Genomic DNA, 22,973 nt, shown 5'->3' on the forward strand with positions numbered 1-22,973 from the left:
ATTTTTGGATGAAGAAATATTTAGTTTTACTGATTTTAGCACTAACAACACTCATTTCAGCATGCGCACATCAATCTGAACAACCAAAAGCTTGGTTAACTAAGCAAATTAATATCAAATTGCCATCGCCCAAATTTAATCAACCTTATCACGACCAACAACTTCTTAAATTTAAATACCACAATCACGAAAATTCAATTATTACGTTAGTGGATGCGAATCAAAATCAATTGAAAGTTGTGGCATTATCTGCATTAGGAGTGCGGCTATTTGAACTTGAATATGACGGAAAAAATGTTAAAACGAAACAGAACATTTTTGTTAAAGAACTGCCTCCTCCAGAGCAAGTTCTATCAGATATTTTGTTTAGCATTTTACCAACCAAAGAGTGGCAATCTTCATTACCGAAAGGTTGGATTCTGGTTGATAATGAATTTAACCGAATCTTATCAGATGATAAAAATGAACCTATACTGACCATAACTTATCAAGAAAAACTGTCTGATCAGATCCGCAAACCGATCCGAATTGAACATCAAATATTTGGATATCAAATTATTATACAAAGTATGGATACAGCTAAATGATATATATAGCGGCACTTGGTGCAATTAATGCTTTAGGTAATAACCTTACAGAGATAAAACAAAATTTAACAGAAAAATCTGGCGCCAGACACTGTCTGGTTGAAGAAAATCACTGGTTATTAAATGGTAAAAAAACCTGGTTAGGCAAAGTGAAAGACAACTTGCCTGATATTCCAGAACATTTATCCCAATATGGAACACGCAATAATCAATTATTGTATGCAGCTTATTTACAAATTCAGCATGAAATTCATCAAACTATCGAAAAATACGGTACTCAACGTGTTGCTATCATAATGGGAACCAGCACATCAGGAATTCATGAAGGTGATATTTATATTAAACATTGTTTAACCAATAATAATCAACAAAACTTATTTACCTACAATCAGCAAGAATTGGGGGATCCGTCTTCGTTCCTTAAGGCTTTACTAAAATTACAAGGCCCAAGCTATACCATATCAACTGCTTGTACGTCGAGCGCAAGAGCAATTATCAGTGGTAAGCGACTTATTGAAGCAGGTATTGTTGATGCTGCAATAGTGGGCGGTGCAGATAGTCTTGGTAGAATGCCTATCAATGGTTTTAATGCCCTAGAAGCCCTATCAGAAAATCCTTGTATGCCTTTTGCCCAAAATCGTAATGGAATAAATATTGGTGAAGCAGGCGCAATATTTTTATTAACGAAAACTGAAACCAGTGACATTGCTGTTTTAGGTACTGGCGAATCCTCCGATGCTTATCATATATCTTCACCTCATCCCGAGGGCATTGGCGCTGAACAAGCGATGCAATCAGCGCTGGATGATGCCAAATTACAACCAAGCCAAATTGGTTATATTAATTTACATGGTACAGCAACCATATTGAATGATATCGCTGAAAGTAAAGCAGTCTACCGATTATTTAATCAAACATTACCACCCTGTAGCTCAACAAAACATCTGACCGGGCATACTTTAGGTAGTGCGGCTGCCACCGAATTAGCTATTAGTTATTTATTACTTGAACAAAATATTTATCTACCTAAACAAGATTTTTCAATATCGCAATATGATGAAAATCTGGATAAAATCAACATAGTTACTCAAGAAATGATGTTAAAAAAACCTATTATAATGTCAAATTCTTTTGCATTTGGAGGCAATAATACATCACTTATAATTGGAAAAGTTTAATGCAATATCATTTAGCAAGTTATTATTTACCACACGAAAAACCAATGGTCATGATTGAAAAGGTTCACTTTGTTGATGCACAGCAATGCATTTGCAGTGTTGAGGTAAATAAACAAGGCATACTATCCCCTTTTTTAAATGAAGATGATACGTTACCAAATTTTTATGCCATTGAGTTAATGGCTCAAACTATAGGTGTATGGAATGGTTATCATGGCATGGTGAGTGATAAAAAACCCACACTTGGTATGTTATTAGGCGGACGCGCAATTAAAAGTACGTTAAACGCCTTTCCATGCAATAGTCATTTAATGATTCATGCAAATTTGGTACTTAATGATGCCAAATTGGCTAATTTTGAATGCAAAATTATGATCAATCAAGAAATCGTTACAACCGGAAAATTAAATGTTTATGAACCAGATGAATGCGAATTAGACAATTTATTTGGTCAACAGCGATTTGGATAGGAGAAGAACAATAATGGAAAGAACAGTACTTGTCACTGGGGCAAGTAAAGGAATTGGTCAAGCGATTGCTTACAAACTTTCACAAGATGGTTTCACTATCGCCGTTCATTACCACAGTGATAAGCAAGGCGCACTTGATACTCTAGCTACCATTGAAAAATTGGGTGGTAAAGCACGTTTAATACAATTTGATGTCAGTAACCATTCGCAATGTCAACAAACTATTGAGCAAGATATTGCACTTAACGGCGCCTATTATGGTGTTGTGAATAATGCAGGAATCATACGAGATGGCGCCTTCCCTGCATTAACAGAAAATGATTGGAAAGATGTTATTCATACAGATCTCGATAGTTTTTATAATGTTCTTCATCCTTGTATTATGCCAATGATTGGACTACGCCGTGGCGGGCGTATTATTGTTATCTCATCTGTCTCTGGCATAGCAGGCAATCGAGGACAAGTTAATTATAGCGCAGCAAAAGCGGGGGTAATCGGCGCAAGTAAAGCCTTAGCACTTGAACTGGCTAAACGAAAAATCACTGTTAATTGTATTGCTCCGGGATTAATTGATACTGGCATATTAGATATGGAACCCATTGCACTGCAAGAAGCAATGAAAATGATTCCATTAAAACGAATGGGACAGGTTGAAGAAGTTGCGGGGCTTGCCAGCTATTTAATGTCAGATTTAGCAGGATATGTCACACGCCAAGTCATTTCAATCAATGGAGGAATGATATGACCAAAAGAGTCGTTATAACAGGTATGGGTGGTGTCACGGCATTTGGCAATGACTGGTTAAGTGTACAAACAAATTTAAAGCAATTAAATAATGCCGTCAGATATATGCCTGAATGGGAAATTTATGACGGACTGCACACAAAATTGGGTGCCCCTATCGACAATTTTACCTTGCCAGAACATTATACCCGTAAAAAAACTCGCTCTATGGGTAGAGTGTCATTACTGTCTACTAAAGCAACAGAACTCGCGTTAGAAAAAGCAGGATTATTAGATGATCCAATCCTAACGAATGGTGAAACAGGTATCGCTTTTGGTTCTTCAACAGGAAGCACTCAGCCGGTTGCTGAATTTGCAACTATGTTAAACGAAAAACATACTAACAACATAACGGCGACCACCTATATACAAATGATGCCACATACAACAGCGGTAAACACTGGCTTATTTTTTGGATTAAAAGGTAGATTGATAACAACCTCGAGTGCTTGCACTTCCGGAAGCCAAGCTATTGGATATGCTTATGAAGCCATTAAATACGGGATGCAAACTATTATGGTTGCTGGAGGCGCTGAAGAGTTATGCCCTTCCGAAGCTGCTGTATTTGATACTTTATTCGCAACAAGCCAATTAAACGATCAACCCAAAAAATCACCACGACCTTATGATCGGGATAGAGACGGACTGGTTATTGGTGAAGGAGCCGGTGCACTTATACTGGAAGAGTATGAACATGCCAAAGCCCGAGGTGCTAAAATATATGGTGAAATTATCAGTTTTAAAACCAATTGCGATGCTAGTCATATCACACAACCACGCCAAGAAACCATTCAAATCTGTATGGAACAAGCTTTACAACAAGCAAGATTAGATCCTAAACAAATTGGTTACATTAGTGCTCACGGTACAGCTACCGCCAGAGGTGATATAGCCGAAAGTAATGCTGTTGCCAATATCTATGGTAACCAAACCCCAATATCGTCATTAAAAAGCTATTTTGGACATACACTTGGGGCTTGTGGTGCAATTGAAGCTTGGTTATCTGTCGAAATGATGCATAATGGTTGGTTCAACCCAACTATTAACCTTGAAAATGTCGATCCTGCTTGTGGTGACTTGGATTATATTGTCGGTTCAGGCCGAAATTTGGATATTGAATATATGCAAACCAATAATTTTGCTTTTGGCGGTATCAACACTTCAATTATTATTAAACGTATCTAGTTTTTTCTAAAAATAACAACTGTATAACTTAATTACAGTTGTTATTTTCTAGGGGGAAGTAATTAATACTCCGTTTCAAGCGAATAAAAAGGGCATTACAGGCCATTTCCTTGCCTGAAAAACAATCTTTCAACGCTTTTTACCACATTTTTTGAAATTTTCTCAGAAAGTTTTTGTCTACGTTGATAACTGACAGAAATAATCTTATGCGAATCCAAGTGAGATAAAATAAAATCATCACTGGTACTGATTTCATCCACCAAGCCTTTATCTTTCGCTTGTGTTGCAAACCAGTGTTCACCCGTTGCCACTTGATCGATATCGATATTGGGACGATACTCTTTAACAAAATCTTTAAATAACAGATGAGTTTCTTCAAGTTCTTGTTTGAATTTTTGGCGACCTTCCTCAGTGTTTTCACCAAACATGGTTAACGTCCGTTTATACTCCCCTGCTGTTTGTAACTCAATATCCACATCATGCTTTTTAAGTAAGCGATTAAAGTTAGGAATCTGAGCAACCACGCCAATCGAACCAACGATAGCAAAAGGTGCTGCAACAATTTTATTAGCGGTACATGCCATCATATATCCACCACTTGCGGCCACTTTATCAACGACAGCAGTAAAAGGAATATTACGAGTTCTGAAACGTAATAATTGTGATGCAGCTAATCCATAACCATGTACAACACCACCAGGACTTTCAAGTTTAATCACAACTTCATCTTCAGGTTTAATAATCGCTAATACCGCCGTAATTTCTTGACGTAATTCTTCAACTTCGTGCGCATCCATACTACCATTAAAAGATAACACAAATAGTTTGGGTTTGGTCTTTTCGTCCGTTTGGTTAATGGTCTGTGAATCAGGCGAATCTTCGGAGATCCCTGCTTTAGGCTGTTCGCCCGCTTTTTCCTGTTTCTTTTTTTGCTTAGCTGCTAATTTTGCCTGTTTCTTCTCAAGCTTTTTCTGTTTTTTGAGATCTTTCATAAACTGCTTAGCTTCGAGCTCGTCCATGCTCGACATTAACATTTCATCTTTAACTTGTTCATACTCTTGACTGACATCTTTTACCGATAAGCGACCAGCAATCGTTGCCGATTTGCGACGCTGACTTAATATGAAGATCAGCACGGCTAAAATTGCAACAACAACAGTAGCTGTTTCAGCTAAGAAAAGAGAATATACTGAAAACCAATTCATTTAATAATTATCCTTTGATTGAATATTTTATTTATTATAACAATATAATTGAGGATTGTGCCGAAAATCAACAAAGATAAAAATTGTCGCTTTATTCGGCAATTCAAATTATTTATACTGTTAGCCCAATTTATTGTTATATGAGAACGAATATGTCTTTACGCCCAATTACCGAAATTGCCAATCACTGTAATATACCTGAAGAATTTGTCCTTCCTTATGGTAAACATGTAGCCAAGATCGATTTATCCATTATCAAAGAAAATCAAAACAAAACAACAGGCAAATTGGTACTTGTTACTGCTATTACGCCAACTCCCCTTGGAGAAGGTAAAACGGTCAATACCATTGGGCTAAGTGAAGGATTGAATTACTTAGGCAAAAAAGCGATTGCTTGCATTCGTCAACCCAGTCTTGGACCAGTATTTGGTGTAAAAGGTGGCGCAGCCGGTGGTGGGCAAGCCGAAGTATTACCGATGGAGACATTAAATTTACATTTAACGGGTGACATCCATGCGATAACAGCAGCGCATGATTTAGCATCGGCAGCATTAGATTCACGACTTTATCACGAAGATCGTCTTGGTGATGAATTCACAAACGAAACGGGATTACCTCGTTTAAATATTGATATTCATCGCATTGTTTGGAAACGCGTCATTGATCATAACGATCGAGCATTACGTAAAATTACTGTTGGCGTCGGTGGCGGTGTAAATGGCGTTGAACGTCAAGATGGATTTGAAATTACCGCTGCTTCTGAGCTTATGGCAATTTTAGCTTTAGCTTCGGATTTACAAGATATGCGTGAACGCATTGGACGTATTATTTTAGCTTATAATACTAATGGCGAACCAATAACGGCTGAGCAACTTGAAGTTGCAGGTGCAATGACAGTATTACTTAAAAATGCCATTAACCCAAATCTGATGCAAACTGTCGAAAATACACCGGTTTTAATTCATGCCGGGCCTTTTGCTAATATTGCGCATGGTAACTCTTCTGTTATTGCGGATCGCATTGCATTAAAACTTGCTGACTATGTGGTGACTGAAGCAGGATTTGGATCGGATATGGGGATGGAAAAATTCTTCAATATCAAATATCGCCAAGCAGGAATCAAAGCCGATTGTGTTGTATTGGTAGCGACTGTACGAAGTTTAAAATCTAACAGTGGTAAATATAACATTAAGCCGGGTCAACCCATTCCAAAAGAGATATCGGAATCTAATGTTGAATTACTTGAAATTGGTGCAGCTAACTTGGCATGGCATATTAATAATGCCAAAAGTTATGGTTTACAAGTCATTGTAGCTATAAATCGCTTTCCACATGATAGCGAAGAAGAACTTGCTTTCTTACAAAAATACGCGGTTGAACATGGCGCATTGGCGTGTGAAATTAGTGAAGTCTTTACACAAGGTGGTAAAGGTGCTGAAAAACTGGCTGAGCATGTTATCAAAGCTTGCGCTATGCCGAGTACAATTCAATTGCCCTACCCAGATAACATGCCATTGATTGATAAGATTCAAACTATGGTAAAAAAATATGGCGCTAACAAAGCAAATTTATCAGCTAAAGCATTGGAAAACATTAAAGAGATCGAAGCATTGAAACTGGATCATCTGCCACTTTGTATTGCTAAAACACCTATGTCAATTAGTGCTGATGCCAACTTAAAAAATGTCCCTACGAACTTTGATGTCGATATCAGTCATCTAGCCATATCCGCTGGTGCTGGTTTTATTCGAGTTTATGCAGGAAACGTCATGACCATGCCAGGACTTGGTACCAATCCAGCTTATAGGCAAATTGATATTGATAAAGATGGTAACATTATAGGTTTAAGCTAATGCAAGAAGTGATTATGCAAACCAAACAACAATATAAAGCATTTATAGATGAACAAAACTGTATTGGCTGTGGCAAATGTATTCGCGTTTGTCCAACCGATGCAATTGTTGGCAGTAAACAAGTTTTACATTCCATTTTGCCACAATTATGTACCGCATGTAGTAATTGTATTAATACCTGCCCAACGGACTGTATTACTTTAAGCACTTTAGGCGTGAGACTAAGTGACGCAGAAGAGTTACAGTTAACGCAGAAAAAACAGCAACGGCTCAATCACAATCAGTTAGTTCCACCGACAATATTATTTCCTCGCACTGTGCCAACAAGTAATACTCAAAAATCGGTCAATCAAACCGATCGTAAACAGTCAATTGCTGATGCGATTGCCAGAGTAAAAGCCAAAAAAAACCTCGCTAAGTAGCGAGGTTTTTATTTAAGACTCTATGCCAACCAATTATTCATTCGGTTAACATCAAACATGTATTAGTCTTTATTGCCACTTCTGAATGCTCGTTTACGATCATTTTCAGTTAAATGACGTTTACGAATACGAATCGATAATGGTGTAACTTCGACTAATTCATCATCATCAATAAACTCTAATGCTTGTTCTAGTGACATCTTAACAGGTGGTGAAAGCGTTGTCGCTTCATCAGTACCTGACGCACGCATATTGGTTAATTTTTTACCTGTTAAACAGTTAACCGTTAAATCATTTGATCGAGTATGAATACCAATAATTTGACCTTCATAAACTTCAGCACCATGACCTAAGAATAATTTACCACGATCTTGCAAGCTATAAAGCGCATACGCTAATGCTTTACCCGTACCGTTCGAAATCATTACCCCGTTATTACGTTGTCCAATTTCACCCGGACGCACATCATCATAATGACTGAATGTAGAATAAAGTAAACCAGTACCCGACGTCATTGTCATAAATTCAGTTCTAAAACCGATAAGACCACGGCTTGGAATCACATAATCTAAACGTACACGTCCTTTACCATCAGGTAACATATTGGTTAAATCACCTTTACGTAAACCAAGTGCTTCCATCACTGAACCTTGATGTTGCTCTTCAATATCAAGCGTCACTTGTTCAAATGGTTCTTGTTTTTTACCGTCAATGTCACGATAAATAACTTTAGGGCGTGATACCCCTAATTCATAACCTTCACGACGCATATTTTCGATTAATACTGATAAATGCAATTCACCTCGACCAGATACTCTAAATGCATCCGGATCTGGCGTTTCTTCAACACGAAGCGCTACGTTATGCACGAGTTCTTTTCTTAAACGTTCTAAAATTTGACGTGAAGTGACATATTTACCTTCTTTACCAGCAAAAGGAGAACTGTTGACATTAAAGAACATCGTTACAGTTGGTTCATCAACACTTAAAGCAGGTAAAGCTTCAACACAACTATTATCACAAATCGTATCAGAAATACCTAACTCACCTAATCCGGTTAAAGCAATAATATCACCCGCTTCAGCAACTTCTGCTTCATAACGTTGCAAGCCTAAATGACCTAAAACTTGCCCTACTTTACCCGTTCGTTTATTCCCTTCACTATCAATAATAGTGACTTGTTGATTTGGTTTTACACGACCTCGTTTAATGCGACCAATGCCTATAACGCCAACATAATTATTATAATCAAGTTGTGAAATTTGCATTTGGAATGGGCCGTCTAAATCAACTTTCGGTGGCTCAACATATTTTACAATCGCTTCGAATAATGGCGTCATATCTTCAGCCATATTTTCATGGTCAAGCCCTGCGATTCCCATTAAAGCTGAAGCATAAACAATCGGAAAATCTAATTGTTCATCAGTCGCACCTAAATTGACAAACAAGTCAAACACTTGATCGACAACCCAATCAGGACGCGCACCCGGACGGTCAACTTTATTAATAACAACGATTGGTTTTAAACCATGAGCAAACGCTTTTTGTGTCACAAAACGTGTTTGTGGCATTGGGCCGTCCATTGCATCAACCAGCAATAGCACAGAATCCACCATAGACATAACACGTTCAACTTCACCACCAAAATCAGCATGTCCTGGGGTGTCAACAATATTTATACGGTAACCATTCCAGTCAATCGCTGTGTTTTTAGCTAAAATGGTAATACCACGCTCTTTTTCAAGCGCATTTGAATCCATTATTCGCTCGTTATCGTCACCACGCAAATTATCAAGCGTACCTGACTGTTTCAACAATTTATCAACCAAAGTTGTTTTACCATGGTCAACGTGAGCAATAATGGCTATGTTTCTTAAATTTTCAATCACAATTAAAATCCCAATTAGGAGACAGATTCTTTAGGCGCAATATTGTACACCTTTTTGATCCAAATGTTGATCTATATCATAAAGTTTCTTTAAAAGAGTGCAATAAATTGATAACCATTTAGAATTTTTAAATTATATTACAAAAAATTAGATTATTAACACACTTCGGCATAAAACTGATCAGCAAACTCTTCTACTTTTGACCAATCTGTATATTCAATCATGGGTTTACTTACATCGGTATCACCTTTTCCAAGCCACATAATAAAACGGATCATATTACGGTCAAACCAATTATATTGTGGATAATAAAGTGCCCCAGCAAAGACAGCTTTGATAGTCGGTTTCCATAATATTTTAGCTAAAAACTTTCTGGTATATAAATTGGTTTCAGGGGTATTTTTATTGGGCTTTCTTGCCACCATATTCACCCCAAAAAATCCAGACTTTATTTGATTTAATTGCTGATAATGAGCATCAATAAATTTTTTCATTATTTTATTGTAAAAACCATAACGAATTGAACTTCCAAGTAGCACAGCTTGATAGGGTGCTAAATCGATTTTGGTATCCGGTAATAACTCAATCACGTCACAATCACACTTGTGACCCAAACGATTTTTTATTCGCTCCATAATTTTGAGTGTTTGTTTTTCGTGCGTAGTATAAAGTAACAAGACTTTAATAGCAGTGGTCATAACATTGCCTCTTTATTTTAAATATCGACTAATTATCAATATTACTTTTTTTATGATAAAAATTAACAAATTCGGGATGATTTCATGCAAAACTTTGATTATAGTATTAAGCTAATTTAACCAGACCGGAACTGAATATGACGATTTCACCTCCAAAACTGAGTGCAATTATTTTGGCGGCAGGAAAAGGCACACGGATGTATTCCAACCTTCCTAAAGTTTTACACAAAATCGGCGATAAACCGATGTTACAACATGTTATTGATACTGTTCAACAACTTAATCCCCATCATATCAATATTATCTACGGACATGGCAAAGATCAGCTTGAAAAGGCACTGGAAAATCAATCCGTAAATCTTGTTTTTCAAGCTGAACAACTCGGAACAGGACACGCAGTCCAGCAAGCCATACCTTATATTCAAGATGAAGAAGATATTTTGATTTTATATGGTGATACGCCACTTATATCGGTTCAAACATTGCAAACTTTAATTGACAATAAACCCAAACAAGGTATTGCACTGTTAACCGTTAAACTGGATGATCCAACTGGCTATGGACGTATTGAGCGTAAAGATGGCAAAGTGACCGCCATTGTTGAACAAAAAGATGCCACGCCAGAACAGCAAAAAATTAATGAAATTAATACGGGTATTATGATCGTAACAGGAAAACTATTGAAAAACTGGTTATCTCGTTTAACCAATCATAATGCACAAAAAGAGTACTATCTTACTGATATTATCAATTTTGCTTATCAAGATGGATATGACATTATTACTGCTCACCCTATTGAACAATTTGAAGTTGAGGGAGTTAATAATCGTCTACAATTGGCCACGCTAGAGCGCCACTATCAACAGCAACAAGCAAAATGTTTACTTAACGCAGGCGTGACTCTACTTGATCCCGAGCGATTTGACTTACGAGGCACTCTTTCACATGGTATGGATGTCACCATTGATTGTAACGTCATCATCAAAGGCAATGTCAAATTAGGGAATAACGTCTTTATCGGTGCTGGATGTATCTTAAAAGACTGCATCATTGGCGATAATAGTGAAATTAGTCCTTATAGCATAATTGAAGATTCAATCATTTCTGAACAATGTACGATAGGGCCTTTTGCTCGATTACGACCAGGCTCAAAACTCGATGAAAAAGCACATGTCGGTAACTTTGTTGAACTTAAAAAAGCCCATTTAGGCAAAGCCAGTAAAGCGGGTCATTTAAGTTACCTTGGAGATAGTGAAATAGGGAGTAACGTTAATATCGGTGCAGGCACTATCACTTGTAATTATGATGGTGCAAACAAATTTGAAACCATTATTGAAGACGATGTCTTTGTTGGCTCTGATACACAGTTAATTGCCCCTGTGAAAATTGGGAAAGGCGCAACCATTGCAGCAGGAACAACGGTTACTAGCAACGTAGGGGACAATGAACTTGTGGTAAGTCGTGTTAAACAAAGGCAAATTAGTGGCTGGAAGCGACCTACAAAATCAAAATAGCGAGGAGTAAACTGTGTGTGGAATTGTCGGTGCCATTGCTAACCGTAATGTAGAAGAAATTCTGTTAGAAGGCTTAAAACGATTAGAGTATCGGGGTTATGATTCGGCTGGTCTTGCCATTATATCGCCACAAGGTGAATTACAAAGAGTAAGGCGAGTTGGAAAAGTCAATAAACTGAAAGAAGCACTTGATAGCAAACCATTAAAAGGCTCGATAGGCATTGCGCATACACGTTGGGCTACACATGGTGAACCGACAGAACTCAATGCGCATCCCCATATTTCCGATTATATTGCTGTTGTTCATAATGGTATTATTGAAAACTATGAACCACTCCGTGAAAAGTTGATTGCTAAAGGCTATCAATTTCGCTCTGAAACAGATACGGAAGTTATTGCCCACTTAATTCACGATATCGTTTCAACTGATAATTGTTCATTATTTGATGCGGTAAAAAAAGCCATACCATTACTACGAGGAGCTTATGGTACCGTAATTATGGATATACGAAACCCTGACCAACTTGTGGCAGCTCGTTCCGGTAGCCCATTAGTGATTGGTTGTGGTATCGCTGAACATTTTATTGCCTCAGATCAACTTGCTTTATTACCCGTGACCAATCAGTTTATCTATTTAGAAGAAGGTGATATTGCACTGATTACACACAAAACCGTTTCTATATTTGATAAAAATAACAATCAAGTTAAGCGCCCATTTGTCTCCTCTGATGTTAAATATGATGCTGGAAGTAAAGCAGGTTATAACCATTACATGCAAAAAGAGATATACGAACAACCTAATGCAATCAAAAATACATTAGAAGGTCGTATACAGCATGGCAAAGTCAATTTATCTGAATTAGGCGAACAATCTAATACGATACTGAAACAAGTTGAACATATCCAAATTGTTGCTTGCGGTACCGCTTATAATGCTGGTATGGTTGCTCGCTATTGGTTTGAGGCATTATCAGGGATTCCTTGTGATATTGAAATAGCCTCAGAATTTCGCTATCGTAAACCTGCTAAGCGTAAAAATAGTTTATTCATTTCACTATCTCAATCGGGTGAAACCGCTGACACACTTGCCGCATTAAGGTTAGCAAAAGAAAATCACTATTTAAGCACCTTAGCCATATGTAATGTCGCTGCTTCAACATTAGTACGTGAAGCCGAACTGGTATTATTAACCAAAGCAGGAGTTGAAATTGGTGTAGCTTCAACGAAAGCATTTACCACTCAATTGACTGTATTACTACTACTTGTTGCAAAATTAGGCCGATTAAATCAAATGGCTCAAAGTACGGAACAAGCAATTGTCCATGCTCTCCAAACCTTGCCCAATCGTATTGAACAAGTACTCATGGCGGAACCGAAAATCAAAAAACTAGCCGAACAATTTGTTAATAAACATCATGCGCTCTTTTTAGGGCGTGGCGAGCAATACCCGATTGCCATGGAAGCATCATTAAAATTAAAAGAGATCTCTTATATCCATGCAGAAGCTTATGCCGCAGGTGAACTAAAACATGGGCCTTTAGCCCTTATTGATGCCGATATGCCCGTTATAGTGATGGCACCCACAAACGACATGCTAGAAAAGCTGAAATCAAATATTGAAGAAGTTCGGGCTCGGGGCGGTCAACTTTATGTTTTTGCCGAACAAAATGCAGGATTTATAAGCGATGATACAATGCATATCCTTAACCTGCCTTATATTGAAGAGTTAACGGCACCTATCTACTACACCGTACCGACACAATTGCTTGCTTACCATGTAGCTTTAATCAAAGGCACAGACGTTGATCAACCTCGTAATTTGGCAAAATCGGTGACTGTTGAATAGCTTTTTAAATATATTGTCTAACAGTCTTAAATTTTAAATTGACCTATCAGACAAGCCTCTTTTTTAACGAGTTTGAATAACCCAATATCATCCATAGACTGATTGGGTTAAGCAAAAATTGATTAATTCAAAAATTATTTAAGTTTAAGCTGCAGCTTTTTTCTTTTTGAATATAAAAAATAGAATGAATGCGATTAGCATTAAAATGACATGGAAACCTACATAGAAAAAATAAACACCGCTATTTTCGCCATTATTAGCTGCACTTGCTAGTAATAATGAAGGCGATAAAAACGCAGTACTAATAATATTGATTCCGTATGTAACGCCTGAAAGTGTAGGGAATTGGACAAATGTGATTAAAGCTAAAATGCTACAACCCATAGCAATCCATAAACCACCAACTGGAATAAAAATAGATAATGCTGCAAAGATTAATACAATATAGATAATGCTTTCATGTATACCTCAATGTAAAAAACTAATCCTAAAATGAATATTTCATTTTCGAAATTATAAATATTAAAACTGCCTTGTAAAGGCAGGTGGTAATGATAACAGAAATTGACATTACATCAAGTTAGAAGAATCAAATGTTTATCTCAAATATTTCACTAAGAAACCACTGAAAAGCTTGTTTGAGTTGAAATCAATGACAATCAACTACCGATAAACGGAGTTATTCATAAATATATATAAAAATTTATTTAAAAATTCATATTGACCAACTTCAAAACAAAACCTTAAGTATCATCAGAGCTTATAACGAAGTTAATCAAACTTAACTCAAAACAATAAATGTTATTTAAATTAATTATTAATATCAAATATTATTCCCTGCAATTAAATAATTAAATTTTTACTTATCTAAAAAATTTACGAATTATTTAAATTTTGTTGACATTAAAAAAATAATAAATTAACATTTATTTGACGTTGTTAACGTCATTTTTACATTTAAATTACAAGGAGCTATTATGTTTATTAAAACAAACAAATCTTTAGAGACATCAAAACTCAACGGGTCTCAAATAATTGACCTTAACGAAAATGAGATTAATTTAGTTAACGGTGGTCGTCGTGGAACCATTGAGGGAGGTTGTCAAATTTCAAGAGGACGTGGTAAAGATAAATGGCATTGTGGTGTTACTGTCACCACGTCATGGTAAATTCTAACTGAGTTTCACTAATATTTATGCAGTAATATAAACTTTTACTGCATAATTTTTTGTCATACAAATTATAGAACAGTTAAAATGAAAAAAATATTATTAAGTGTAGTTTTTTTTGCAATAATTCCATTTTTATCACAATCCCAAGAATTAGAATGGTTCTTAGATGAAGATGAGCAAGGTCTACTATTTATAGCATTAAAAATTAATGATCTTGATGAAGAACTTACATGTATACTAGATACAGGAACTACAGAGGTCTTAAATTTACCAATAGATACTATTAATAAAATTGAAGATAAAGTTGAAAAAGATGATAAACGAAAGCGTACTGATATACTAGGCAACATCCAATATTCTCGTCAATTTATGTTACGAAACGTTAAAATTAATAATTTATTTTATGAAAAATTAGAAATTGAAGAGTATAAACCTTGGGGAGCTATTTTAGATATAAATACTGGAGAGAAAAAAGCAAAAAAAGAGCAAAATTTTGATTATCAACATGTTGCAGTAGCTGGTTTAGGCTTTTTTGTAAATAAAGTTGTTACTTTTGATATCATAAGTAACAAACTCATTTTATCTGATAATTTTACAAAACAAATTGAAAACGATTGGTTAGAAATACCTTTCACTAAAGGTTCAAAAGGACATTTAATATTAAATGCTACTGATGATGTCAAAAGTTATGCATTAATATTCGATACTGGTGCAGGAAAAAATATAATTAGTTCTAAAAAACTTTCTAAAAATAGAGAATTAATAAAATTAAAGGAGTTTCCTTTTTATATTACGGAACTATCTTTTGTCGATATTCCTAATTTTAAAGATGATTTTATAGTACTTGATGGGTTAACTGATGATTTGCCTGCTGATGGCATACTTGGCAATGATTTTTTATACAGTTATATCGTTAAGATTGATTTTAAAAATCAGAAAATGTGGATAAAACCTCAACCGGAAGAATAATATATCCTAAATTTACGGTATTTAAACTTACTACTCTATCAACATATGCAATATATGAAACAAGAACCAATTTTAAACAATAAAATTGGCATTAAATAAAAAAACTCCATCATAACTAAATTTATAGTAATAATGGGAAAATTTAATAAGTCAAAAATTAAATTAAAAATATGAATAAATCGAATGAATCGAATGAATCTTTATTTAGAAGCGAATGTATTGAAAACAATAAAGTTACGATAGTTGGTCAAATAATGCTTGTTACTCCGTTTAGTATAACATTAATCAATATTTTTTTTCTTATAATATTTATAGCAATAATTTACCTTTTTATTTTTTTTGATTATGGAAGAAAAATACATGTAACTGGCACTTTGTTACCAGTTGAGGGAGTTGTAACAATTTTGTCAGCTGAACCTAGTATCGTTGACCAAATACTAGTGAAAGAAAATCAAAAGATAAAAATGGGTCAAACGTTATTTGTTTTAAGAAATTTGAAATATAGCTCCACACATGATGCAGTACAAAAATTCTTAGTTAACAAAAAAAATAGCTTGACCCATCAGCATAATATTTTTCTTAATCAAAATAATATTAAAAAAATATCATTAGAAAAAACTTTAAAAAATTTAGAAGAAGAAAAAAATATTTTACAAACACAGATTTTAGTACAATCAGAACGAGTAGAAATCGCAAATGAAATATCAGAAAAATTTAAAAAACTCATAAAAGCAGAATCAGTTTCAATAATTGATTACAATAACAAGCAATCAGAATTACTTGATCAAAAATCTATATTATTTGATCTTCAACAAAAACTTACATCAACAGATCGTAATATTTCAGATCTTGAAACTGAACTTCTTCAAATACCCTTACAAGAAAAGCAAGAGATATCAAAATTTGAACAAGAATTAAGTTTAATAGAAAAAGAGCTGATTGAAAACGAGGGGCTTATGTTGATGAATATTGTTGCTCCTAAAGATGGAGTTATTAGTACTATTATGATTTCGAAAGGACAAAGCATTGGAGATGATGTCATCATAGCTACACTTTTGCCTGAAAATCAAAATCTTGAAGCTAATTTATTTATTCCATCTAGTGCAATTGGTTTCTTAAAAGTTGGATTGCCTGTATCAATTAGATATGATGCTTTTCCATACCAAAAATTTGGTCAACATAACGGTATTATTAATGAAATTTCTAATAACACCCTATATTTAAATGAATTAAAATCAATTGGTATCTATTCCCAAAAATTTAACGATGAAAAGGATGCATTTTATCGCGTCAAAGTAAAATTAGATGATCAAACTATGAAAGCTTATGGTAAGAACTATCCTTTGAAAGTTGGTATGACTTTAGAATCAAATATTATTCTGGAAAAAAGAAAGATTTATGAATGGATATTTGAACCTATATTTAGTATTAAAGGTAATAAATAATGCAACATCAATTAAATTTATCATTTATTAGTAAAAGAAAGTTACCTTTATTTTTACAAAGTGAATTATCTGAATGTGGTTTAGCATGTATTGGTATGATTGCTCATTATTGGGGAAAAGAATTTAGTTTAAATGATCTAAGACAAAAATACCCTTTTACTTTACGAGGAGCTTCACTTAAAAATATTATAGATATTGCGGTAGATTTAAAATTTAATTGTCGTCCAATAAAATTAGATATCGATAACTTAAAAAATTTAGCATGTCCTTGTATTTTACACTGGGATTTAAATCATTTTGTGGTATTAAAAAAAGTAAAAGGAAATAATGCTTATATTCATGATCCTGCTATAGGTAAAATAAAATTAAATATTCAACAAGTTTCAAAACATTTTACTGGAATTGCAATTGAAATCACACCTTCATCATCATTTTCTCCCTATAAAGCAACTTCTAAAATAACTTTTAAATCTGTCATGGGGAAAGTTATTGGATTAAAAAAAGGGTTGCTACAGTTATTTATGTTAGGCATCCTCATTCAAATATGTATGCTTATTTCACCATTATATTTACAATGGATTGTTGATGATGTAATTGCTGTAAACGATAAAAACTTATTAATAGTTTTAGGCTTTGGGTTTATATTATTAGCTTTATTACGCGTTTCAATAGAATTTATAAGAGATTGGTTTATAACAATTTTCTCAACTCAATTAAACTATCAATGGAGAGGAAATGTATTAAACCATATATTAGGACTACCAATAGAGTGGTTTCAAAAACGCTCTTTAGCTGATATTTTATCTAAATTTCATTCTATTCAAGAAATACAAAATGGTATAACAACAAAAGTAGTGGCGAGTCTAGTTGATGGTATTTTAGTTATAACAACATTCATCATGATGTTTTTATATAATACTACATTAGCCATAATTTCTTTTATAAGTATATTTATTTACGCTATTTTAAGAAGAATAGCTTTTGATTTGCAAAAAAATCTTTCATCAGAATATATAATTAATCAAGCAACCCAAGAAAGTCATTTTTTAGAGACAATAAAGGGAATGCAAACTATTAGATTATATAATTATGAAAAAGAACGCGCCATAAAATGGATGAATTTATCAGCAAAAGAATTTAATGCCCATCTAAGATATGAAAAATGTTCTTTACTAATTAATTTTTCTAATAAATTAATTTTTAGTTTAGATAGAATTTTTATAGTTTGGTTTGCTACAGTTTTAATTTTGAATACTTCTTTTTCAATTGGTATGCTATTTGCTTTCGTAAGCTATAAAGATCAATTTACAGACAGAATAATTTCATTAATTGATAAAATTAGTGACATTCTAATGCTAAGGATACATGTAGAACGCTTAGCTGACATTGTATTATCAAAAACTGAAAATTCATCAAACAATAATTTAAATTCTACCAAAAATATGATATCTGATTTAACTATTAAATTAGAAAATGTTTCTTTTCGCTATTCACAAAATGAGCCTTATATTTTAAATAAAATAAATTTGACAATTCCTATGGGTCAATGTATTGCAATTACTGGAGCATCAGGATGTGGAAAGACAACATTAATGAAAATAATATTAGGTTTACTTTCTCCCACCGAAGGAGAGGTTTTCATTGGTGATATTCCACTTTCTCTTATCGATAAAAAAGCTTATAGAAACTTGATAGCAACCGTAATGCAAGAAGATAATTTATTTACGGGAACAATCGCTGAAAATATCTGCTTTTTTGAAGCAACACCAGATTTAGAAGAAATAGAAAGATGTGCTATTGATTCAGCTATTCACAATGAAATCATTAATATGCCAATGAATTATAATACCCTCATTGGGGATATAGGTACAGGATTGTCAGGTGGGCAAAAACAACGAATTTTATTGGCAAGAGCTTTATATCGCAGACCTCAAATATTAGCGCTTGATGAAGCTACAAGTCATCTAGACATATCAAATGAAGTTAAGATAAATAAGTCAATGGTGAAATATAATTTTACTAAATTAATTATTGCACATCGTCAGGAAACCATTAATTCATCAGAAAGAATTATTATGTTAAAAGACGGTTATATAATTTCAGATAGTTTTTTAAATTGATTATTTTATCTTTTTTTATTTATTAGTATTTTTTGGGTTTTGAATAAAATTGAAATTGATATTAATTTATGTATACATAATTATAAATTCATTAAAAAATTTCAGCCAAATTTAATTTTGAAAAGATAAATGATATAAAGTCAATTTTCTATTCTTAATTTAGTATTATTTTTAAAAAATAACAATTATAAGCAATGATTATTTTAGCACCCATATAAATTTAAACATATTTATAATGAAGATTTCATTTTTCTTCTATACAAAAAGAATTTGTTATTAAATATTGAAAAAACTTTAAAGAAATTATCATAGATGTGATAAAAACTAAATTTAGGTAAAAGTTCGAGCTAATTGCTAAGTTAATTAATATCTACAATTCAAGCATTAAGAAAATAATATTATATTTAAATTATGACCTATTATTTTAATAACTAGCTAAATTATTGAACAAATATTATAAATAACTTTTATTATTTTGATTTATTTAAACCTTAAATTAATCCAATTATCCACAATTCTCAATAAAATACTTCTATAAAAATAATTTGCAAATAACATTTAAATTACAAATAATTTATTATGTATTGACAAATTACATACATTTGATTTACAATTAATTTAATAGTTAACTATTTTTTTACGATAAATTTACAATCAGCAAGGAGTTATTATGTTTATTAAAAAAAATGAAAGTATAGATTTTTCTGCATCTAAAGCATTTCAAATGAGAGAGCTTAAGGAAACAGAAATAAATCTAATTAATGGTGGGGTCAAATCAGGTTGTATTTGTATATTCGACCCAAAAGCTCGAGACAGAAGAAAACGTCGAGGAAGAGATTTCTAGTTCTGAAAAAATATTAATTAATTTTAATTAATATTTCCAAACAAAAAAGAATGTATGATTTATTACATTCTTTTTTCTAAAATTTTATTTTCTTATGCTATATCAAAAACATTAATTGAACTTGCAAAGTCAAAATAATTCGCTTTCATTAAACTCAATATTAATAGCCCAATTATTATTTGTTACTGTTAACCATTTTAGTTGACTAATTATGCTACAATAACTACTTAAGTATATGTAAATTTATCTTCATCAAACATGAAAAAATCAAATAATTTATTTCCATTTTTTCTTTTTGTTAAATTCTTTAGGATATTCAACCCACCATATCGCAAAAAAAACAATACAAACGTTGACCATATTAAAAAATTATAATCTGAATTATACTTGGAAATATCTTCCCCTTTAGATAATAAAACACCATGAGAAATAGTGACAATATAGCTATAAATCAGACTGATACGCCTCTTCCATATTAACTTAGTATTATTATGATTTTTTATTAATGGTTATATTTTAAACCGTTTTAAGATAACCATGATCAACTATAATCAGTCTTTTTTACAATCATTTTTGTTATCGTTTTAAATTATCAATTAAAAATATTACATACTGTTTTTTCGAAATTTTTCAGATTTTTTTCCTGCTGCTTTTGAATATTTTTAATTCATCACTATTAAAATGTGATTTATATCACAAATTTTAAAAATACCCCTCCTTTTGCAACGTGATCTTGATCACGTTTACTGACATTTTCTAATGAATCCACGCCATGAACGTATCTAAAATAATGTTAATTCAATGACATCAATCAATAAGGAAGGTAACGAAAATGAGTCGTTCAAACATAAAAGTAAAAGTCCAAAATTTTGGGCGTTTTTTAAGCAACATGGTTATGCCAAATATTGGCGCATTCATCGCATGGGGGTTGATCACCGCTATTTTTTTATACAATGCAAGGGATCACAGTGCTGGGGGCTGGTTTCCAAATGAACGTGTATCAACATCGTTTATTGGACCGATGATCACTTATTTACTGCCACTATTAATTGGTTATACCGGCGGTAAACTCATGTATAACGACCGTGGCGCCGTTGTTGGTGCGATTACGACTATTGGCGTAATTGTCGGGTCATCTATACCAATGTTTTTAGGCGCAATGATAGCTGGTCCTTTAGGCGGCTTTATGATCAAGCAATTTGATCGCTTAATAGATGGTAAAGTTAAAAGTGGTTTTGAGATGTTAGTCAATAACTTTTCAGCTGGCATTCTTGGTATGATGCTTGCACTAATTGCTTATTTTGCTATTGGTCCAGCTGTGGCTTGGTTAACCAATATATTGATTATCGCCGTCCAATTTATGGTTGATCATGGATTATTGCCACTCACCTCTATTTTGGTCGAACCGGCTAAAGTTTTGTTCCTCAACAATGCCATTAATCATGGTGTCTTTACCTCATTGGGTGTGACACAAGTAGCAGAAACCGGTAAATCGATTTTCTTTTTAATTGAAGCCAATCCGGGTCCCGGTTTAGGGCTTTTACTGGCCTATATGTTTTTTGGTAAGGGTGCCGCAAAAGGATCGGCTAGTGGTGCTGCGATCATTCATTTTTTTGGCGGAATTCATGAGATCTACTTTCCCTATGTGTTAATGAATCCCCGCTTGATTATTGCCGTTATTATGGGCGGAATGACCGGAATATTCACGTTAACAGTTTTTCATGCAGGTTTAACAGCTCCAGCTTCGCCCGGTTCGATTTTTGCTGTAATGAGTATGGCAAAAGGTTCCTATCTTGGCGTAACGCTTTCGGTCATGGCGGCGACGGCTGTCTCTTTTGTTATGTCAGCGATTTTATTAAAAACAACCAAAACATCGTCTAAAAGTCTTGATGATGCCAAATTAAGTCTTTCAAGCATGAAAGATGAGGCTAAAGGAAGAAAAAATGAAACGTTTGATCTAACTAAAGTCAAAAAAATAATCGTGGCTTGCGATGCAGGCATGGGCTCAAGTGCAATGGGTGCCGGTGTTTTACGCAAGAAGATTGAAAATGCCAACTTGGCAATCAATATTAGCAATCTAGCCATTAATGATCTGCCCGATGATGTAGATATCGTCATTACGCATCAAGATTTAACGCACCGAGCCAGACAGTATGCCCCCAATGCTTGGCATATTTCGTTAACTAACTTTTTAGATAGTGAGTTATACAGTCAATTAGTCGACCAACTTAACCAGGCATTAGGAATTGAACAAAAGATAACGACAAAAAATGCCCCCCAAACTTCCGATAATTCCCCTCTCTTCCAATTAACCGACAAAAATATTTTTTTAAATTTAATCGCCAAAACAAAAGAAGAAGCCATCCGTTTTGCCGGTCAAAAATTAGTAGAAAATGGCTATGTTGACCCTGCCTACATTGAATCGATGCTAGAACGTGAAAAATTGACTTCAACCTATTTAGGTGAATTTATCGCTGTCCCTCATGGCACCATTGAATCTAAAAAAAGTGTAATTAATACAGGTATCGTATTTTGCCAATACCCCTCAGGTGTTCAGTTCGGTGATAACAAAGAGGATTACGCCAAAATTGTTATTGGGATAGCTGCACGTAACAACGAACATTTGGACGTGATTGCAAAGCTGACCAACGCTCTCGATAACCCCAATACCATTACAAAACTCACAACAACTCACAGCGTGAAAGAGGTTTTAGCCTTATTAGGCTAATGCTGTTTTTGTACGCCTTACGTTTAGGTAAGAAAACTCGAACATTATTGAAACTCACAAGATAT

19 protein-coding genes are annotated in these 22,973 nt (G+C 33.9%); 15 read left to right on the forward strand and 4 right to left on the reverse strand.

Annotation, left to right across the window (positions count from 1 at the left end):
• Positions 1-8 precede the first annotated feature (8 nt).
• The 5 genes from ACGH6P_RS05565 to ACGH6P_RS05585 are packed head-to-tail and all read left to right on the forward strand — an operon-like array spanning position 9 to position 4,203.
• Positions 9-587 (forward strand): DUF3261 domain-containing protein, encoded by a 579-nt coding sequence (locus ACGH6P_RS05565; protein WP_267351650.1) that lies wholly within the window; start codon positions 9-11, stop codon positions 585-587.
• Positions 584-1,765, forward strand: coding sequence for a beta-ketoacyl-[acyl-carrier-protein] synthase family protein (locus ACGH6P_RS05570; RefSeq protein ID WP_411596921.1), 1,182 nt, complete (start codon positions 584-586; stop codon positions 1,763-1,765). The genes ACGH6P_RS05565 and ACGH6P_RS05570 overlap by 4 nt, the downstream gene beginning before the upstream one ends.
• Positions 1,765-2,235, forward strand: a complete 471-nt coding sequence (locus ACGH6P_RS05575) for a 3-hydroxy-fatty acyl-ACP dehydratase (protein ID WP_267351654.1) — start codon at positions 1,765-1,767, stop codon at positions 2,233-2,235. Before ACGH6P_RS05570 ends, ACGH6P_RS05575 begins: the two co-directional genes overlap by 1 nt.
• Before the next feature lie 13 nt (positions 2,236-2,248).
• The gene (locus ACGH6P_RS05580; protein WP_411596922.1) at positions 2,249-2,980 is read left to right on the forward strand and encodes a 3-ketoacyl-ACP reductase FabG2; all 732 of its coding nucleotides are present in this window, start codon (positions 2,249-2,251) and stop codon (positions 2,978-2,980) included.
• The gene (locus ACGH6P_RS05585) at positions 2,977-4,203 is read left to right on the forward strand and encodes a beta-ketoacyl-ACP synthase (RefSeq protein WP_267351658.1); all 1,227 of its coding nucleotides are present in this window, start codon (positions 2,977-2,979) and stop codon (positions 4,201-4,203) included. The genes ACGH6P_RS05580 and ACGH6P_RS05585 overlap by 4 nt, the downstream gene beginning before the upstream one ends.
• 95 nt (positions 4,204-4,298) lie before the next feature.
• On the opposite strand, the gene sohB is transcribed toward ACGH6P_RS05585, so the two are convergent.
• Complete coding sequence (gene sohB, locus ACGH6P_RS05590; RefSeq protein WP_411596923.1) at positions 4,299-5,408, reverse strand: protease SohB; 1,110 nt, start codon at positions 5,406-5,408, stop codon at positions 4,299-4,301.
• 152 nt (positions 5,409-5,560) lie between these two features.
• Here sohB and ACGH6P_RS05595 point away from each other — a divergent pair, with 152 nt between their 5' ends.
• Both ACGH6P_RS05595 and ACGH6P_RS05600 read left to right on the forward strand, forming a co-directional pair.
• Positions 5,561-7,261, forward strand: coding sequence for a formate--tetrahydrofolate ligase (locus tag ACGH6P_RS05595; protein ID WP_411596924.1), 1,701 nt, complete (start codon positions 5,561-5,563; stop codon positions 7,259-7,261).
• A complete protein-coding gene (locus tag ACGH6P_RS05600; protein WP_411596925.1) occupies positions 7,261-7,683 on the forward strand; it encodes an RnfABCDGE type electron transport complex subunit B in 423 nt (140 codons plus the stop codon). The genes ACGH6P_RS05595 and ACGH6P_RS05600 overlap by 1 nt, the downstream gene beginning before the upstream one ends.
• A gap of 62 nt (positions 7,684-7,745) precedes the next feature.
• On the opposite strand, the gene typA is transcribed toward ACGH6P_RS05600, so the two are convergent.
• Together typA and hemG are read right to left on the reverse strand one after the other, a co-directional pair.
• Positions 7,746-9,572, reverse strand: coding sequence for a translational GTPase TypA (typA, locus tag ACGH6P_RS05605; RefSeq protein WP_065559098.1), 1,827 nt, complete (start codon positions 9,570-9,572; stop codon positions 7,746-7,748).
• Between the two features lie 155 nt (positions 9,573-9,727).
• Entirely contained in the window at positions 9,728-10,258 is a 531-nt protein-coding gene (gene hemG / locus ACGH6P_RS05610; RefSeq protein WP_411596972.1) for a menaquinone-dependent protoporphyrinogen IX dehydrogenase, read from the reverse strand.
• Positions 10,259-10,407: 149 nt separating this feature from the next.
• Here hemG and glmU point away from each other — a divergent pair, with 149 nt between their 5' ends.
• Together glmU and glmS are read left to right on the forward strand one after the other, a co-directional pair.
• A complete protein-coding gene (glmU, locus tag ACGH6P_RS05615) occupies positions 10,408-11,784 on the forward strand; it encodes a bifunctional UDP-N-acetylglucosamine diphosphorylase/glucosamine-1-phosphate N-acetyltransferase GlmU (protein ID WP_411596926.1) in 1,377 nt (458 codons plus the stop codon).
• A 13-nt stretch (positions 11,785-11,797) separates the two neighbouring features.
• On the forward strand, positions 11,798-13,630 hold the full coding sequence (gene glmS, locus ACGH6P_RS05620; RefSeq protein WP_411596927.1) for a glutamine--fructose-6-phosphate transaminase (isomerizing): 1,833 nt from the start codon (positions 11,798-11,800) through the stop codon (positions 13,628-13,630).
• A gap of 144 nt (positions 13,631-13,774) precedes the next feature.
• Here the strand turns inward: glmS and ACGH6P_RS05625 are convergent, their stop codons facing one another.
• A complete protein-coding gene (locus ACGH6P_RS05625; protein ID WP_411596928.1) occupies positions 13,775-14,014 on the reverse strand; it encodes an LPXTG cell wall anchor domain-containing protein in 240 nt (79 codons plus the stop codon).
• A 593-nt stretch (positions 14,015-14,607) separates the two neighbouring features.
• On the opposite strand from ACGH6P_RS05625, the gene ACGH6P_RS05630 reads away from it, so the two are divergent.
• The 6 genes from ACGH6P_RS05630 to ACGH6P_RS05655 all read left to right on the forward strand — a co-directional run bounded on the left by ACGH6P_RS05630 (position 14,608) and on the right by ACGH6P_RS05655 (position 22,908).
• Positions 14,608-14,799 carry a hypothetical protein gene (locus tag ACGH6P_RS05630; RefSeq protein WP_411596929.1) on the forward strand — a complete coding sequence of 64 codons (192 nt, stop codon included), beginning with the start codon at positions 14,608-14,610 and terminating at the stop codon, positions 14,797-14,799.
• A gap of 87 nt (positions 14,800-14,886) precedes the next feature.
• Positions 14,887-15,771, forward strand: coding sequence for a hypothetical protein (locus ACGH6P_RS05635; protein ID WP_411596930.1), 885 nt, complete (start codon positions 14,887-14,889; stop codon positions 15,769-15,771).
• Positions 15,772-15,941: 170 nt separating this feature from the next.
• Complete coding sequence (locus ACGH6P_RS05640) at positions 15,942-17,216, forward strand: HlyD family secretion protein (RefSeq protein ID WP_411596932.1); 1,275 nt, start codon at positions 15,942-15,944, stop codon at positions 17,214-17,216.
• On the forward strand, positions 17,216-19,336 hold the full coding sequence (locus ACGH6P_RS05645; protein ID WP_411596933.1) for a peptidase domain-containing ABC transporter: 2,121 nt from the start codon (positions 17,216-17,218) through the stop codon (positions 19,334-19,336). The genes ACGH6P_RS05640 and ACGH6P_RS05645 overlap by 1 nt, the downstream gene beginning before the upstream one ends.
• Positions 19,337-20,006: 670 nt before the next feature.
• On the forward strand, positions 20,007-20,180 hold the full coding sequence (locus tag ACGH6P_RS05650) for a hypothetical protein (protein WP_411596934.1): 174 nt from the start codon (positions 20,007-20,009) through the stop codon (positions 20,178-20,180).
• An 832-nt stretch (positions 20,181-21,012) separates the two neighbouring features.
• Complete coding sequence (locus tag ACGH6P_RS05655; RefSeq protein ID WP_267351670.1) at positions 21,013-22,908, forward strand: PTS mannitol transporter subunit IICBA; 1,896 nt, start codon at positions 21,013-21,015, stop codon at positions 22,906-22,908.
• Positions 22,909-22,973: the final 65 nt, after the last annotated feature.

Origin of the sequence: Gilliamella sp. CG25 (genome assembly GCF_046635705.1) — a bacterium.
Taxonomy (GTDB): domain Bacteria; phylum Pseudomonadota; class Gammaproteobacteria; order Enterobacterales; family Orbaceae; genus Gilliamella; species Gilliamella apicola_I.